The organism is Bradyrhizobium sp. CCBAU 45384, assembly GCF_028128665.1.
GTDB classification, from domain to species: Bacteria; Pseudomonadota; Alphaproteobacteria; order Rhizobiales; family Xanthobacteraceae; genus Bradyrhizobium; species Bradyrhizobium manausense.
In genome coordinates this window covers 86,712-101,973 of sequence record NZ_LBIZ01000111.1, presented here as the reverse complement: position 1 = coordinate 101,973, position 15,262 = coordinate 86,712, and the positions used below count along the sequence as shown (strand labels likewise).

The 15,262-nt window shown below is 63.9% G+C and carries 17 protein-coding genes; 2 read left to right on the top strand and 15 right to left on the bottom strand.

Features of this window, described 5'->3' with window-relative positions:
* Positions 1–75 precede the first annotated feature (75 nt).
* From parC to rpoZ, 11 genes are all read right to left on the bottom strand, one after another.
* Complete coding sequence (parC, locus tag XH80_RS22535) at positions 76–2,334, bottom strand: DNA topoisomerase IV subunit A (RefSeq protein ID WP_271600455.1); 2,259 nt, start codon at positions 2,332–2,334, stop codon at positions 76–78.
* Positions 2,335–2,397: 63 nt separating this feature from the next.
* Entirely contained in the window at positions 2,398–2,673 is a 276-nt protein-coding gene (locus XH80_RS22530; RefSeq protein WP_220005286.1) for a hypothetical protein, read from the bottom strand.
* Between the two features lie 101 nt (positions 2,674–2,774).
* Positions 2,775–3,527: a DNA repair protein RecO gene (recO, locus tag XH80_RS22525; protein ID WP_271600454.1), complete on the bottom strand. Its 753-nt coding sequence runs from the start codon at positions 3,525–3,527 to the stop codon at positions 2,775–2,777.
* Positions 3,528–3,665: 138 nt separating this feature from the next.
* Entirely contained in the window at positions 3,666–4,046 is a 381-nt protein-coding gene (locus XH80_RS22520) for a hypothetical protein (protein ID WP_271600453.1), read from the bottom strand.
* A 21-nt stretch (positions 4,047–4,067) separates the two neighbouring features.
* Positions 4,068–4,994: a GTPase Era gene (gene era, locus XH80_RS22515; protein WP_220005283.1), complete on the bottom strand. Its 927-nt coding sequence runs from the start codon at positions 4,992–4,994 to the stop codon at positions 4,068–4,070.
* On the bottom strand, positions 4,984–5,865 hold the full coding sequence (rnc, locus tag XH80_RS22510; RefSeq protein WP_271600452.1) for a ribonuclease III: 882 nt from the start codon (positions 5,863–5,865) through the stop codon (positions 4,984–4,986). Before rnc ends, era begins: the two co-directional genes overlap by 11 nt.
* Positions 5,862–6,626, bottom strand: a complete 765-nt coding sequence (gene lepB / locus XH80_RS22505) for a signal peptidase I (protein WP_057756462.1) — start codon at positions 6,624–6,626, stop codon at positions 5,862–5,864. Before lepB ends, rnc begins: the two co-directional genes overlap by 4 nt.
* A gap of 250 nt (positions 6,627–6,876) precedes the next feature.
* Positions 6,877–7,296, bottom strand: a complete 420-nt coding sequence (gene acpS, locus XH80_RS22500; protein WP_271600451.1) for a holo-ACP synthase — start codon at positions 7,294–7,296, stop codon at positions 6,877–6,879.
* Positions 7,293–8,045, bottom strand: a complete 753-nt coding sequence (locus XH80_RS22495) for a pyridoxine 5'-phosphate synthase (RefSeq protein WP_271600450.1) — start codon at positions 8,043–8,045, stop codon at positions 7,293–7,295. Before XH80_RS22495 ends, acpS begins: the two co-directional genes overlap by 4 nt.
* A 45-nt stretch (positions 8,046–8,090) precedes the next feature.
* Entirely contained in the window at positions 8,091–10,379 is a 2,289-nt protein-coding gene (locus XH80_RS22490; RefSeq protein ID WP_271600449.1) for a RelA/SpoT family protein, read from the bottom strand.
* Between the two features lie 208 nt (positions 10,380–10,587).
* Positions 10,588–10,980, bottom strand: coding sequence for a DNA-directed RNA polymerase subunit omega (gene rpoZ / locus XH80_RS22485; RefSeq protein WP_027522935.1), 393 nt, complete (start codon positions 10,978–10,980; stop codon positions 10,588–10,590).
* A 331-nt stretch (positions 10,981–11,311) separates the two neighbouring features.
* Between rpoZ and XH80_RS22480 the strand changes: the two genes are divergently transcribed.
* Positions 11,312–11,959, top strand: a complete 648-nt coding sequence (locus XH80_RS22480) for a LabA-like NYN domain-containing protein (RefSeq protein WP_018644573.1) — start codon at positions 11,312–11,314, stop codon at positions 11,957–11,959.
* The gene (locus tag XH80_RS22475; protein WP_271600448.1) at positions 11,940–12,614 is read left to right on the top strand and encodes a uracil-DNA glycosylase; all 675 of its coding nucleotides are present in this window, start codon (positions 11,940–11,942) and stop codon (positions 12,612–12,614) included. Before XH80_RS22480 ends, XH80_RS22475 begins: the two co-directional genes overlap by 20 nt.
* On the opposite strand, the gene XH80_RS22470 is transcribed toward XH80_RS22475, so the two are convergent.
* The 4 genes from XH80_RS22470 to dapA are packed head-to-tail and all read right to left on the bottom strand — an operon-like array spanning position 12,611 to position 15,106.
* Positions 12,611–13,192, bottom strand: a complete 582-nt coding sequence (locus XH80_RS22470) for a peroxiredoxin (protein WP_057756480.1) — start codon at positions 13,190–13,192, stop codon at positions 12,611–12,613. The two genes, XH80_RS22475 and XH80_RS22470, sit on opposite strands and share 4 nt — an antisense overlap.
* A 27-nt stretch (positions 13,193–13,219) precedes the next feature.
* On the bottom strand, positions 13,220–13,693 hold the full coding sequence (smpB, locus tag XH80_RS22465) for an SsrA-binding protein SmpB (RefSeq protein WP_024341117.1): 474 nt from the start codon (positions 13,691–13,693) through the stop codon (positions 13,220–13,222).
* Positions 13,694–13,752: 59 nt separating this feature from the next.
* On the bottom strand, positions 13,753–14,166 hold the full coding sequence (gene mscL, locus XH80_RS22460; protein WP_057756776.1) for a large conductance mechanosensitive channel protein MscL: 414 nt from the start codon (positions 14,164–14,166) through the stop codon (positions 13,753–13,755).
* Between the two features lie 49 nt (positions 14,167–14,215).
* Positions 14,216–15,106, bottom strand: coding sequence for a 4-hydroxy-tetrahydrodipicolinate synthase (gene dapA / locus XH80_RS22455; protein WP_271600447.1), 891 nt, complete (start codon positions 15,104–15,106; stop codon positions 14,216–14,218).
* Positions 15,107–15,262 lie beyond the last annotated feature (156 nt).

Below are 15,262 nucleotides of genomic sequence, written 5' to 3'. Positions count from 1 at the left end.
ACGGACGGTATCAGACCGTGCAGACCGATGCAGCAATGGAGGAGCATTGCTGCATATCAGGAACGAGAGCCACGCCTACCCGATCACCTTGCCGAACTTGTTCGACTTCGGAAAACCCTTCGGCGGCAGCCGGCCGGCGTCGGCGCGGGTGCCTTGCCATTCGGCGAGCTCCTTCATGCTCGCCGAGAATTCGCGCCCCGCGGAGTCCTTCCAGGTCAGGCCGGCCTTGGCGTCGAACACAGCGACGTCGGACAGGCCGCCGTCCTTGTACTTCTGCAAGCGCACGCCGCGGCCGCGCGCCATCTCCGGCACCTGCTCGAGCGGGAAGATCAGCATCTTGCGGTTCTCGCCGATGACAGCGACGGTGTCGCCAAGCACCTCGGTGATCGCGCGCGCCTCGTTCGGCATGTCGACGTTGAGGACCTGCTTGCCCTTCTTGGTGGTGCCGACGCAATCATCCTCGTTGACGACGAAGCCCTGGCCCTCGTGGCTCGCCACCAGGAATTTGCGGCCCCCCTTGTGCACGAACAGCGCGACGGGCGCCGCCTCCTGCTCGAGGTCGATGAACAGGCGGATCGGCTCGCCGTGGCCACGACCGCCCGGCAGCTTCGCAACGTCGAGCGAATAGAACTTGCCGTTGGTGGCGAACAGCAAGAGCTTCGAGGTCGTCTCGGCGAAGAAGGCGAAGCCGAGCTTGTCGTCCTGCTTGAAGGCCAAGCCGGAAAGATCCTCGACATGGCCCTTCATGGTGCGGATCCAGCCCTTGTCGGAGACGACCACGGTCACCGGCTCGCGCTCGACGAGGGCTTCCTCCATCGCGGCGAGATCGTGCTCGGGCGCATCAGCGAAGGTGGTGCGGCGCTTGCCGAGCGGCGTCTTCGGTCCGAACATGTCACGGACCTTGCCGACCTGCTCGCCGACCTTCTTCCACTGCTCGGCTTCGGACGCGAGCAGGCTCTCGATCCCCTTCAGCTCCTTGCGGAGATCCCGGTCCTCGTTGCGGATTTCCATTTCCTCGAGCCGGCGCAGATTGCGCAGACGCATGTTGAGGATGGCTTCCGCCTGGATCTCGGTGAGCTTGAACGCCTTGATCAGGGCCGGCTTCGGCTCGTCCTCGGTGCGGATGATCTTGATCACCTTGTCGAGATTCAGATAGGCGACCAGATGACCGCCGAGGACTTCCAGGCGGTGCTCGATCTGCGCCTTGCGATAGCTGCTGCGCCGGATCAGCACGTCGCGCAGATGGTCGAGCCATTCGCGCAAGGCTTCCGCGAGCCCGACGACCTTGGGGATGCGGCCCTTGATCAGCACGTTGAGGTTCAGCGGAATCTTGTTCTCGAGCTCGGTCAGCCGGAACAACGACTCCATCATGAGCGCCGCATCGACGTTCTTCGACTTCGGCTCGATCACGATGCGGACGTCTTCGGCCGACTCGTCCCTGATGTCGCCGACCAGCGGCAGCTTCTTCTGGTCGAGCAGCTCGGCGATCTTCTCGATCAGGCGCGACTTCTGCACCAGGAAGGGAATCTCGGTGACGACGACGACCCAGGTGCCACGAGCGCCCTCTTCCTGCTGCCACCTGGCGCGGACACGGAACGAGCCGCGGCCGGTGGTGTAGGCTTCAGCGATCGCCTGCTTGGAATCGACGCAGATGCCACCGGTCGGGAAGTCCGGGCCCTTGACCCACTTCAGCAGCGCCTTGGATTTCGCGTCGGGCTTCTCGATCAGGTGCAGCGCGGCGTCGCAGAGCTCGGCGGCATTGTGCGGCGGGATCGAGGTCGCCATGCCAACCGCGATGCCCTGCGCGCCGTTGGCGAGCAGGTTCGGGAAGCCGCCGGGCAGCACGATCGGCTCCTTCGATTGGCCGTCGTAATTGGGGCGGAACTCAACGCCGTCCTCGTCGATGCCGTCGAGCAAAAGCCGCGCGACATCGGTCATGCGCGCTTCGGTGTAGCGGTAGGCGGCGGGGTTATCGCCGTCGATATTGCCGAAATTGCCCTGGCCGTCGACCAGCGGGTAGCGCGAGGAGAAATCCTGCGCCAGACGCACCATGGCGTCGTAGATGGCCTGGTCGCCATGCGGATGGAACGAGCCCATCACGTCGCCGACGATCTTGGCGGATTTCTTGAAAGCCGTGCCCGGGTCCAGCCTGAGCAGGCGCATGCCGTAGAGGATGCGGCGGTGGACAGGCTTCAGGCCGTCGCGCGCATCGGGCAGCGCGCGATGCATGATGGTGGAAAGCGCATAGGCGAGGTAGCGCTCTTCCAGCGCTTCCTGCAGCCGGACCTCGTGAATTTCGGCCGGTTCTTCCGGTGGAACGATTCGTTTTCCCATGCCGCCCGGTTAAACCGTGGAAGCGAATCGGGCAAGGAGGGAGTGGTTCCCTGTGGGCTGCTCCTACCCTCCCCAACCCGCCGTCACGGTCGGCTGGACGCTGGCCGGGGGTGTCGCCGGCATATTGGTGACACAGCGGCGGGCCGCCTCGATCTCGGCATCGGTTGCGCCATGGGACCGCGCCCATGTCTCTGCCGCCGCAGCGGAATATTTCGCCACATAGTACCGGACAAGGGTGCAGGAGGCGCGCCGAAACACGCCAGGTTGCGGTTCGCCGGCCATTGCGTCGGGCGCAAAAGCAAGCAGCGCCGCCGTCAGCGCAAAACCCTTGATCAACATCTGGGCTGTCCCCCGTCGTGGAACCAGCCCGGCCAACGCGGAAGCCCCCATTTTGTTCCAGAAAACCCCATGTCATCAGGTATTGCAGGAGCGCGATCTGCTCATGGCGCCGGCAGCGCCGCCTTGGCCTGCTGCCGCGTCAGGGCGTTGATGAAGCCGGCACGCGCATCGGAATGGCCCTGCCCGCGCGGCTCCAGCACATGACGCAGCAGAAACAGGCCGGTCAGCCGAAAGCCGTCCTGGAGATCCTCGTCGGTGAGGTCGTCAGCGGCTTCGCCATGGCGCAGGAAGGGCGGCAGCCGCAACAGCCGGTCGCGCCACGGCTCGCCCGCGCCGCGCGACACCGCACCGCCGGATTTCGGCGAGACGTAGATCAGATCCGTGGTCTCCCCGGTCACCGCGCAGTTTTCGAGTGCCAGCCCGAAGCCGAGCTCGGAGAGCATGGCCAGCTCGAAATGGATGAGATGCACGGCCGCGCTGCCGACGTCGTCGAAATCGTCGAGCGAATGCTCGAGCAGCGCAAAGATGTCCTCGTGCGGATCGCGCTCGGGCAGCAGCCGCGCAATCGAGGCCAGATGGGTGATGCCGTAGACACCGTGGGAGGATGCCAGCAGCGTTGCGGCGCGCAGCTTCAATCCCTCGATCGCGTAGGTGCCGAGATGCTCGTCGAGCCGCGCCCGCCACATCGCGCTGACGCTGTTGCCGGGCTGCAAGAGCGGCCGCAGCCGCGAGCTGGCGCCGCCGCGCACCAGGCCGAGATGCCGGCCGTGCTGACGCGTCAAGAGTTCGACGATGGCGCTCGATTCGCCATGCCGCCGCACACCCAGCACGATGCCTTCGTCGGTCCATTCCATGGGGATGAAGCTTATCGCATTTCGAGCTGTCGTAGGGTGGGCAAAGCGAAGCGTGCCCACCCATTTTTCGTGATCGAGAGAGGTGGTGGGCACGGCGCAAGGGCGCGCCTTTGCCCACCCTACGGAACCTCTCGAAATCTAGGCGTTGAACCAGCCCTTCGCATCGCCGGTGAAGGAGAAATACAGCCCGAATGCCGTCAGCACGCAGGAGACGATCTCGATGGCGCTGTCGAGCTCCAGGCCCCGCTCGCCGAGGATCTGAGCGAGCGAGATCGCCGACAGCACCAGCGCCGCTGCCAGCACCCAGCGCGGCCAGTTCTTGCGCCAGCGCGCAGCCAGCCAGACGAAATAGACCAGCAGCAGGATCATCCCGCCGGCGAGCAGCGTCGCCGTCATGATCATCTGCTCGGTCATCTCGATGGATGGCGTGCGGTCCTGCACCGCCACCGACAGCGAGTCGAGCATCAGCGAGGCATAGAGCAGCGCTTCGAAACGCTGGACGTTGCGGGGCACGCTCATAAAATACCGATCTGTTCTTGCTTATTCTTTGGGGAATTCCAGGCCCATCTCGCGGTAGCGATCGGGGTCGTCACCCCAGTTCTCGCGCACCTTGACGAACAGGAACAGATGGACCGGCACGTCCAGGATCTGCATCAGTTCCTTGCGCGAGTCCGCGCCGATCGACTTGATGGTGGCGCCGCCCTTGCCGAGCACGATCTTGCGCTGGCTTTCGCGCTCCACGAAGATCGTCTGCTCGATGCGCACCGACTTGTCCTTGCGCTCCTCCCATTTGTCGGTTTCGACCGTCGACTGGTAGGGCAATTCCTGGTGCAGCTTCTGATAGATCTTCTCGCGCGTGATCTCGGCCGCCAGTTGCCGCATCGGCGCGTCCGACATCTGGTCCTCGGGGTAAAGATACGGGCCCGGCGGCACCATTTCGGCAAGCGTGCTGCGGACGTCGTCGACGCCATCGCCCGAGATCGCCGCGATCATGAAGGTTCTGACAAACTTCATGCGCTCGTTGGCCGCCTGCGCCAGCGCCAAGAGCTTCTCGCGCTGGACCAGATCGACCTTGTTGATGACAAGGATCTTGTCGTGATTGACGCTGGCGGCCTTGGCGAGGATCGCCTCGGCCTCCTCGTCGATGCCGGTCTTGGCATCGAGCAGCACGCAGACGAGATCGGCATCATGCGCCCCGCTCCAGGCGGTCGACACCATGGCGCGGTCGAGCCGCCGCTTGGGCAGGAAGATGCCGGGCGTGTCGACCAGAATGATCTGTGCGTTATTCTCGATCACGATGCCGCGGATCAGCGCGCGCGTGGTCTGGACCTTGCGCGAGACGATCGTGACCTTGGCCCCGACCAGCGCATTGACCAGCGTGGACTTGCCGACATTCGGCGCGCCGATCAACGCGACGAAGCCGCAGCGCGTCGCAGTGGGCGTCTCGCCGCTTGTTTCAGCCGTCATTGCCACCGCCAACGCCTTCACGTTCGATCATCACTGAAGCTGCTACTTTCTCCGCCGCGCGCTTGCTGCCGCCGATGCCTTCGGCCGGCGCCAGTCCCGGCAGGTCGACGGCGACGCGGAACTGCGGATCGTGATGCGGGCCGGTCCGCTCGACCTCGCGATAGACGGGCGTCGGCAATCCCTTGCCCTGCGCCCATTCCTGCAGCACGGTCTTGGGATCGCGCAACGGGCGCCGCGGCTTGTGCATGCGCTCGGTCCAGTTGCGCTTGACGAATTCGTCCGCCGCCGCATGGCCGCCGTCGAGGAAGATCGCGCCGATGACGGCCTCGCAGATGTCACCGAGGATGGATTTGCGCAGGCGGGCATCGGCGCTGGAGCCGACCGAGCCGAGCTTGATGTCGTCGAGCAGGCCGAGCGACTTGGCAACGTCGGCGCAGCTCTCCTTGCGCACGAGCTCGGCAAGCCGCTTGGACAACTCGCCTTCATCGGCATTCGGGAAGGCATGATAGAGCATGTCGGAGACGACGAGCCCGAGCACGTGGTCGCCGAGGAACTCCAGCCGCTGATAGCTGTCACCGCGCTTGCGCCCGGACTTCAGCGCCGAGACATGCGTGATCGCCTGCATCAAGAGGTTCGGATCAGCGAAGTGGTGGCCGATGCGGGCCTCGAGCGCCGCGTTGGCGTCGGCCGCCGCCTTGGCCTTGTCCTTGGCCTTGCTGCTCCGCGTCCGCTTCTTCTTCGCCGGCGCCTTGCCTTCAGGTGCCTTGCCCTCGGGAGTCTTGCTCGCAAGCGTCTTGGTTGCAGCTTCGCCGTCAGGGGCGGCTTGCGCCTCGATCGATTGGGTCGCGACGTCCTTGGCTTCGTCTTTCATCGGACGATTTTGAAGAAGCGATTCCAGCGCACCGACCACGGCCAGCGCCAGAACATCCAGGCATGCTCGCCCTCGCCGATCGAGAAGAAGATCATCTGGGCGCGGCCGATCAGGTTTTCCGCGGGCACATAGCCGACCTGGCCGAGGAAGCGGCTGTCGGTCGAGTTATCGCGGTTGTCGCCCATCATGAAGAAGTGGCCGGGCGGCACCGTATAGACGTTGGTGTTGTCCATGTAGCCGTTGTCGGCGCAGTCGAGCGTCTCGTAGGAGACGCCGTTCGGCAGCGTCTCCTTCCAGCGCTTCACCCGCGAGATGCCGCCGCCTTCGGAGCCGCACGGATCCTCGCCGACATATTCGCTCATGCGCTGGCGCTCGACCGGGGTATCGTTGATGTAGAGCAGACCGTCCTTCATCTGGATGTGGTCGCCGGGCAGTCCGATCACGCGCTTGATGTAGTCGGTGCTGTCGTCCTTCGGCAGACGGAACACGACGATGTCACCACGGTTCGGATCCGAGCCCCAGATCCGTCCCGAGAACAGCGGCGGCGAGAACGGGATCGAATAGTGGCTGTAGCCGTAGGAATATTTCGAGACGAACAGATAATCGCCGACCAGCAGCGTCGCCTTCATCGAGCCGGACGGAATGTTGAACGGCTGAAACAGGAAGGTGCGGATCACCAGCGCGATCAGGAGAGCATGGATCACGACCCGGACCGTTTCGCCGACGCCGCTCTCAGTTTTCGTTCCTGAAGTCACGCTCATTGCTCTCTCAATTCCGGCCGGCGATCACAGAACGCTCTCCCTCCGCGAACGGCCCACCCGGCTCGCAGCCCAAGGAGATTGTCCTGATTCTGATAGTGAGGGCCAATTCCGGCGTAAAGCCGAATTCACCCAGCCTGATTTGCGTCGGCAAACTTTTAGACGGTTGTCGCAGGCCACGCAATCAAGGATCGCATCAAAAACTCATAAGCCATTGATTTGTAACAAGAATTATAAATTGACCACTCGTCGTTCAGGGCTTGGCCAGCGGCACGGCGGAAATGATCACGAACGCCTGCGCCAGCGGCCAGTCATCGGTGATCGACAGATCAATCTGGGCCTCGAACCCCTCCGGCGTCAGGGCCTGGAGGCGGACCAGCGCTCCCCCGGTCAGCCGCATCGACGGCTTGCCCCCGGGCAGATTGATCACCCCCATGTCGCGCCACCAGACGCCCTGCCGGATGCCGGTGCCGAGCGCCTTGGAGCACGCCTCCTTGGCGGCAAAGCGCTTGGCATAGGTCGCCACCACCATCTTCTCGTTCTTGGCGCGCCGCTCCGCCTTGGCGCGTTCGGCGGCGGTGAAGATGCGGTCGAGGAAGCGCTCGCCATGGCGCTCGATCACCTTGGCCACACGGGTGATGTCGATCAGGTCGGAGCCGATGCCGATGATCATGCACGGCTCCGGCCGCGATCCATCGCCGCCCGCATCCGGCGCACCGTCTCGGCAAGACCGACGAACAGCGCCTCGCCGATCATGTAGTAGCCGATGTTGAGCTCCATGATCTCGGGTAGCGCGGCAATCTTCTCCGCCGTCGCATAGTCAAGCCCGTGCCCGGCATGGACCTCGAGGCCCGCGTCCTTCGCCAGTTTCACACCCGCCACGATCCGCTGCCATTCCGCCTCGGCCTTGTCGGTATGGCCGTCGGTGACGGCGTCGCACCAGGCCCCGGTGTGGATCTCGATCACGGGCGCGCGCAGGCGGGCCGCCATCGCGATCTGCGCGGGATCGGCGGCGATGAACAGCGAGACGCGAATGCCGGCATCGTTCAGCCGCGCAATATAGGGCGCGAGCGCATTCTGCTGGCCGACCACATCTAACCCGCCTTCGGTGGTCACCTCCTGGCGCCGCTCCGGCACCAGGCACACCGCATGCGGCTTGGTGGCGAGCGAGATCCGCATCATGTCGTCGGTCGCCGCCATCTCGAAATTCAGCGGCTTGGAGATCTCCGCCTTCAGCCGCGCCATGTCCTCGTCGCGGATGTGCCGGCGGTCCTCGCGCAAATGCGCAGTGATGCCGTCGGCGCCGGCCTCGATCGCCAGCAGCGCGGCGCGGACCGGATCCGGATGGCGGCCGCCGCGGGCGTTACGGACGGTCGCGACGTGGTCGATATTGACGCCGAGGCGGAGCGGAGATGCAGGCATTTCAGGACTCGCAAGTTCGGAGAGACAGGCGATGACGAAACACGCCTATCCATTAACACGTTCGACTTTGGCGACGACCGCCTTGGCGCGCAGCTGGGCCAGGATCGCGCTCAAATGCTTGAGATCGTAGACTTCGAGATCGATCGTCGTCTCCGTGAAGTCGGGCGAGCGGCGCTGCATGCTGATATTGTCGATATTACCGTCATGCTCGGCGATCACGGTCGCGATCTGCGCCAGCGCGCCGGGCTCGTTGACGTTTTCGACCTTGATACGCGCCGGGAAGCGCTGCGGCGCGGAGTCCTCGATGTCCCAGCGGACGTCGAGCCAGCGCTCCGGTTCCTCCTCGAAATCCTTCAGCGCCGGCGACTGGATCGGATAGATCGTGATCCCCTCGCCCGGCGTGACGATGCCGACGATGCGATCACCCGGGACGGCACCGCCGTTCGGCGCGAACTTCACCGGCAGGGCGGAATTGTTGCCGCCAATCGGGATCGCAACCGGACTGCGCGACGGCTCCGGCGACTTCTCCTTGACCTTGGCCGCGAGTGCACCCTTCTTGATGCCGTACCGCGCGACACGCTCTTCCTTGTAGTCAGGATACATCGCGCGGGCGACATGGGAGGCCTTGATCTCACCGCGCCCCACAGCCGCCATGACGTCCTCGATCGAGGTGCGAGCCAGCCGCGGCAGCGCGCCCTTGAGTTTGTCGTCGGCGTATTCGATCTTGGCACGTTCAAACAGGCGCTCGACGATACGCCGGCCGAGGCCGACATATTGATCGCGCACGGCGGTCCGCGTGGCGCGGCGGATCGCGGCACGCGCCTTGCCGGTGACCGCGAGCGTCTCCCAGGCCGAGGGCGGTGCCGACTGCGCTTCCGAGGTCAGCACTTCGACCTCGTCGCCGTTCTGCAGCTCCGAGGACAACGGCGCGAACTTGCCGTTGATCTTGCACCCCACAGCGCTGTTGCCGACGTCGGTATGCACGGCATAGGCAAAGTCGATCACATTGGCATGGCGCGGCAACGCGATCAGCTTGCCCTTCGGGGTGAAGCAGAACACCTGGTCGTGGAACAGTTCGAGCTTGGTGTGCTCGAGGAATTCCTCGGGATTGGCGCTCTCCGAGAGGATGCCGATGGTATGGCGCAGCCAGGCGAACGCGTTGGACTCACGCTTGAGGAATTCGGTCGGCGATCCCACGCCTTCCTTGTAGAACACATGCGCGGCGATGCCGCGCTCGGCGATCTGGTCCATCGCCTCGGTGCGGATCTGCAGCTCGACGCGCTGGTTGCCGGGTCCGATCACGGTGGTGTGGATCGAGCGGTAGTCGTTCTGCTTCGGCGTCGAGATGTAGTCCTTGAACCGCCCCGGCACGACCGGCCAGGTGGTGTGGACGATGCCGAGCGCGCGATAGCAGGCCTCGATGTCGTTGACGACGACACGGAAGCCGAAGATGTCGGACAGCTGCTCGAAGCCGACCGATTTGCGCTCCATCTTGGTCCAGATCGAAAACGGCTTCTTGCGGCGGCCATAGACCCGCGCCCCCAGGCCGCGATGACGCAGATTATTGGAGAGCTGGTCCTCGATCTCGCCGATCAGATTGCGGTTACGCTCGGCGAGCGCATCGAGCCGCTGCATCACCACCGAATAGGCTTCGGGGTCGAGGGTGCGGAAGGACAGATCCTCCAGCTCCTCGCGCATCTCCTGCATGCCCATGCGCCCGGCCAGCGGCGCGTAGATGTCGAGCGTCTCCTCGGCGATGCGCCGGCGCGATTCCGTCGGCACGAAATCGAGCGTGCGCATGTTGTGCAGGCGGTCGGCGAGCTTGACCAGGAGCACGCGGACATCGTCGGCAATCGCCAGCAGCAGCTTGCGCAGGTTCTCGGCCTGCTTGGCCTCGCGCGACACCAGCTCGAGCCGCTTCAGCTTGGTCAGGCCCTCGACCAGCGCGCCGATCTCGGGGCCGAAGATCTGGTCGATCTCGGCACGCGTCGCCTCCGTGTCCTCGATCGTGTCGTGCAGCAGCGCGGCGACAATGGTGGCGTCGTCGAGCTTCAGATCAGTGAGAATCGCCGCCACTTCGAGTGGGTGCGAGAAATAGGGATCACCGGAGGCGCGGGTCTGCGACCCATGCGCCTTCATGGCGTAGACATAGGCGCGATTCAGCAGGTCTTCGTTGGTGTTCGGATTGTAGGACCGCACACGCTCGACGAGGTCATATTGACGCATCATCCGCGCGCGCGGCTTCGCCGGCCGTGCCACTGGCGCAGTCGGGGCCACGGCAACCGATTCGGTTGCGGCCAGCATCTGCGTGGGTCTGCGGCGTCGATACACCATGCCGTCCTGCCTTCAAACGGACCAGGAAGCGGCCCGTTGTATACATCCTAAGCTCCGATCGCGGCTGCGGCCGATCAATTCACTGACAGCCGCGGCGCGAACGAGCAACGCTATGGTAACCACGAAAACGCCAACAAAAGCAAAGGCCCGAACGCGGGTTCGGGCCTTTGATAAGATCACAAGAAGTCGACGATCGCGAGTAAGACGATTACTCGTCCTCTTCGGGCTGCTCTTCGGGCGGCGCGAGGCCTTCGAGACCCTTCAGAAGCTCCTCTTCGGTCATGCGCTCCACGGCAACTTCGGTATCGTCCGCATCGACGCTGGCGCCGGCGGAGCCGATCAGCGGAACCGTGTCCGGCTCGGGCTCGTCGACCTCGACGAACTTCTGGAGGGAGTGCACCAGTTCCTCGCGCAGGTCCTCCGGCGAGATGGTCTGGTCGGCAATTTCACGCAAAGATACAACAGGGTTCTTGTCGTTATCGCGGTCAACCGTTAGTTGTGACCCGGACGAAATCATGCGGGCGCGGTGGGCGGCCAGCAAGACCAGGTCAAACCGGTTGTCGACCTTGTCGATACAATCTTCTACGGTGACGCGAGCCATGGACTGTCGCTCCGTTGTGGGTGGGACGAAATATGTGGATGATCGGGGCTAGTTATAGGGGCCGGGCCGATTTCGCAAGGCCAAATTGTGATTTGGCCTCGCCAAACGGCTCTGCTACCCCCACATTATGGCTGGGATGGGTGGATCCCCGGGCGACCATGGAAAGTGGCGGCGGGTGTAAGCAGGGCCGCCATAACTATACCTTGATTGCCCCGACTTCTCCGGATTTGCGGTTTCGACGGGTTTCGGCAGCACGTTGAACTGCGCGGCACGCTGCCGCCGCGCCAACAATAAAACGATCAATCACGAACACACTACGCGAGCAAACTGAATGTCACCTTCCCCTACCAACAAGATCGCGCTCTTCATCGACGGGGCCAATCTTTACGCAACGGCGAAAACTCTCGGCTTCGACATCGATTACAAGCGCCTTCTGAAGGAATTTCAGAGCCGCGGGACGCTGCTGCGGGCGTTCTACTACACAGCAATCATCGAGGATCAGGAGTATTCCTCGATCCGCCCGCTGATCGACTGGCTTGATTACAACGGCTACACCGTCGTCACCAAGGCGACCAAGGAATTCATCGACGCCTCCGGCCGCCGCAAGGTCAAGGGCAACATGGACATCGAGCTCGCGGTCGATGCCATGGAGCTCGCCGAGCACATCGACCAGATGGTGCTGTTCTCCGGTGACGGCGACTTCCGCTCGCTGGTCGAGGCCGTGCAGCGCCGCGGTGTCAGGGTCACGGTGGTCTCCACCATCGCCAGCCAGCCGCCGATGATCGCCGACGAGCTGCGCCGGCAGGCCGACGTCTTCACCGACCTCGTCGAGTTGCAGTCCAAGCTTGGCCGCGACCCGTCCGAGCGCCCCGCCCCGCGCGACCGCGGCGAGCGCGGCGAGGGACGCCACCACGCCCCGCAATTCCTCCAGCGCGCAACCACGATGGCGCCGAGGGGCGATGACGACTTCGAGGAGTGAGGCGGCCCGGTCAAGCCTTAAGGCCCCGACTCTCATCCCCGACCGAGACTGTCCGCTCTGTCCGCGCCTGGTCGCCTTTCGCGAGGCGAACCGCGCGCGGGAGCCGCTTTGGCACAACGCGCCGGTCCCGCCTTTCGGCGACATTACGGCCCGTCTCCTGATCGTCGGTCTCGCGCCGGGGATGCAGGGCGCCAACCGCACCGGCCGGCCCTTCACCGGCGACTATGCCGGCGACCTGCTCTACGCCACGCTGCTGGAATACGGCTTCGCGAAGGGCCGCTATCAGGCCCGGCCCGACGACGGGCTGAAGCTGGTCGACTGCAGGATCGCCAATGCCGTGCATTGCGTTCCGCCGCAGAACAAGCCGCTGCCGGCCGAGATCAACACCTGCCGCCAGTTCCTCGTCGCGAATCTCGAAACCATGCCGAAGCTGCGCGCGATCATCGCGCTCGGGCGGATTGCGCACGACAGCGTGCTCAAGCCGCTGAAGCTGAAGGCATCCCAGGCTCCCTTCGGCCACGGCGCCGTGCACCAGGCCGGCCCGTTCAAGCTCTACGACAGCTACCACTGCTCCCGCTACAACACGAACACCGGCGTGCTGACGCCGGACATGTTCCGCAGCGTGTTCGCGAAGGTGAAGGCCGGTCTCGACTAGGCTTTGGCAGGATTGGCCTTCAGCCAGTCCAGCACGTCGCCGGCGTTCCGGTCCGGCGGGAATACCGGATAGAACACGTGGGTGATCTTGGCGTCATCAACGATCAGCGCAAGACGCTTGATCAGCGTCAAGCCCGCGACCTCCATGGTCGGCAGATTGAGCGCGCGCGTGAACGCCAGCTTCTCATCCGAGAGCACGGGGAACGGCAAATGCAGGCGCGAGGCCATCTCGGTCTGGTAGGCGTTGCTCTGCGTCGAGAGGCCGAACACGTGGGCGGCGCCGGCAGCCTTCAACTCCGCGAACAGGTCGCGAAACGCGCAGGTTTGCGGCGTGCAGCCGCGCGCACCCGGGATCATGTCCCAATCGTCGACCAAAGAGATCTTGCCGGGCTCGCCGGTGCGGGGATAAGCGAACACCACGGTGCGCCCCGGTAGCGCCGCCAGATTGACCGAGGTGTCATCGGTTGCGAGCAGGCTGATCGCGGGCACCATCAGCCCCTTCAGATGCGCGGCACCGCCATCGTCATCGGGAGCGGGAATTTGGCTCCAATCGACCTCGAGCAAGTTCTTCTGAGACATCTCGTCCTCTTGCCGTCCTCTCGGGCCCTATCCCCTCGCCCGCATCAGGCGGCCCTTCTCACGGCTCCAGTCGCGCTTCTTCTCGCTCTCGCGCTTGTCATGCAGCTTCTTGCCCTTGGCAACTGCGAGCTGCAGCTTGGCTCGACCGCGTTCGTTGAAATAGAGCTTGAGCGGGATCAGCGTCATGCCCTCACGATCGACCGCGCCCATCAGCTTGTTGATCTGCCGGCGGTGCAGCAGCAGCTTTCGCGGCCGCTTCGGCTCGTGGTTGAAGCGATTGCCCTGGAGATATTCGGGGATCGTGGCGTTGATCAGCCAGATCTCGCCGTTCTTGGAATCGGCGTAGGACTCCGCGATCGTGCTCTTGCCGTTGCGGATCGACTTCACCTCGGTGCCGGTCAGCGCAATGCCGGCCTCGATCGTATCCTCGATGGCGTAGTTGAAGCGGGCCTTGCGATTTTCCGCCATGACCTTGATGGGACGTTCGTTCTTATCGGCCATGTCAGACAAACCTGATCGAGATACGCAGCGAAACTAACAGATTGGATGAAATGCGCGCGTCACTTCTTGAGGAGATCGCGGATCTCGGTCAGCAGAACGACCTCCGCCGACGGCTTCGGCGGCTCCGCGGGCTTGGCCTCTTCCTTTCGCTTCAACGTATTCATGGCGCGGATCACCAGGAACAGCACGAAGGCGATGATGATGAAGTTGATCGTCAGCGTCAGGAAGTTTCCGTAAGCAAGCACGGCGCCTTGCTTTTTCGCATCCGCTAAGTTGGTGGCGGTCACTGCCTTCGACAAGGGGACGTAGTAGTTCGAAAAGTCGAGGCCGCCGGTCGCCGCGCCGATAACAGGCATGATGATGTCACCGACCAGCGAGGTGACGATGGCGCCGAAGGCCGCGCCGATGATGACACCAACGGCGAGGTCGACGACGTTGCCTTTCATGGCGAACTCACGGAACTCCGTGAGCATTTTCCGGCCCTTCTCGTCGACGCTCATAAACGGCTCCCCGGCAGGAAAATCAGTTGATCAGCCCGGCGTGCACCATCGCGCTGCGCACGGCAGCGCGGCTCGGCTCGGACACCGGGACCATCGGCAGGCGCAGCGTCTCGTCGAACTTGCCGAGCAGCGACATCGCGTACTTGATCGGCGCCGGATTGCTCTCGATGAACAGGTTGTTGTGCAGCGGCATCAGCTTGTCATGGATCGCGAGCGCCGCCTTGGTGTCGCCCTTCGCCCACGCCGCGTGGAACTCGGCGCACAGGCGCGGTGCGACATTCGACGTCACCGAAATGCAGCCGTGGCCGCCATGCGCCATGTAGCCGATGATGGTGGCATCCTCGCCGGAAAGCTGGTTGAAATCCTCGCCCATCGCGGCGCGCTGCTGCGACACGCGCACCATGCTGGCGGTCGCGTCCTTGACGCCGGCGATGTTCTTCAGCTCCCATAGCCGCTTCATGGTGTCGACCGACATGTCGATCACCGAACGCGGCGGGATGTTGTAGATGATGATCGGAATGCCGATCGCGTCGTTGATCGCCTTGAAGTGCTGGTACATGCCTTCCTGGGTCGGCTTGTTGTAGTATGGCGTCACCACCAGCACCGCATTGGCGCCGGCCTTCTCGGCGTGCTGGGCGAGCTCAATGGCTTCCTTGGTCGAGTTCGAGCCCGCGCCGGCGATCACGGGCACCCGCCCCTTGGCCTCCTCGATGCACCATTCGACGACCTTTTTGTGCTCGTCATGGGAAAGCGTCGGGCTTTCGCCTGTCGTGCCGACCGGAACCAGGCCGTTGGTGCCTTCCGAAATCTGCCAGTTGACCAGTGAGCGGAACGCCGCCTCGTCCAGCGAGCCGTTTTTGAACGGCGTGACCAAGGCGGTGAACGACCCCCGGAATTTCGTCTTGGCTGCCATGGACTTCCTCCGTACGCGGCGAGTTTTAGAGCAAGCCCTTTCATATCGGGTCTCACCCGCCCGTAAAAGGCCTGCATCCGCGTGACGCACCCGTTTAAGCCGCGATTTTGCCGCGGTGGTGGTGCAAACCCGGCGACGGTAAGCGGCTGTTGGTAT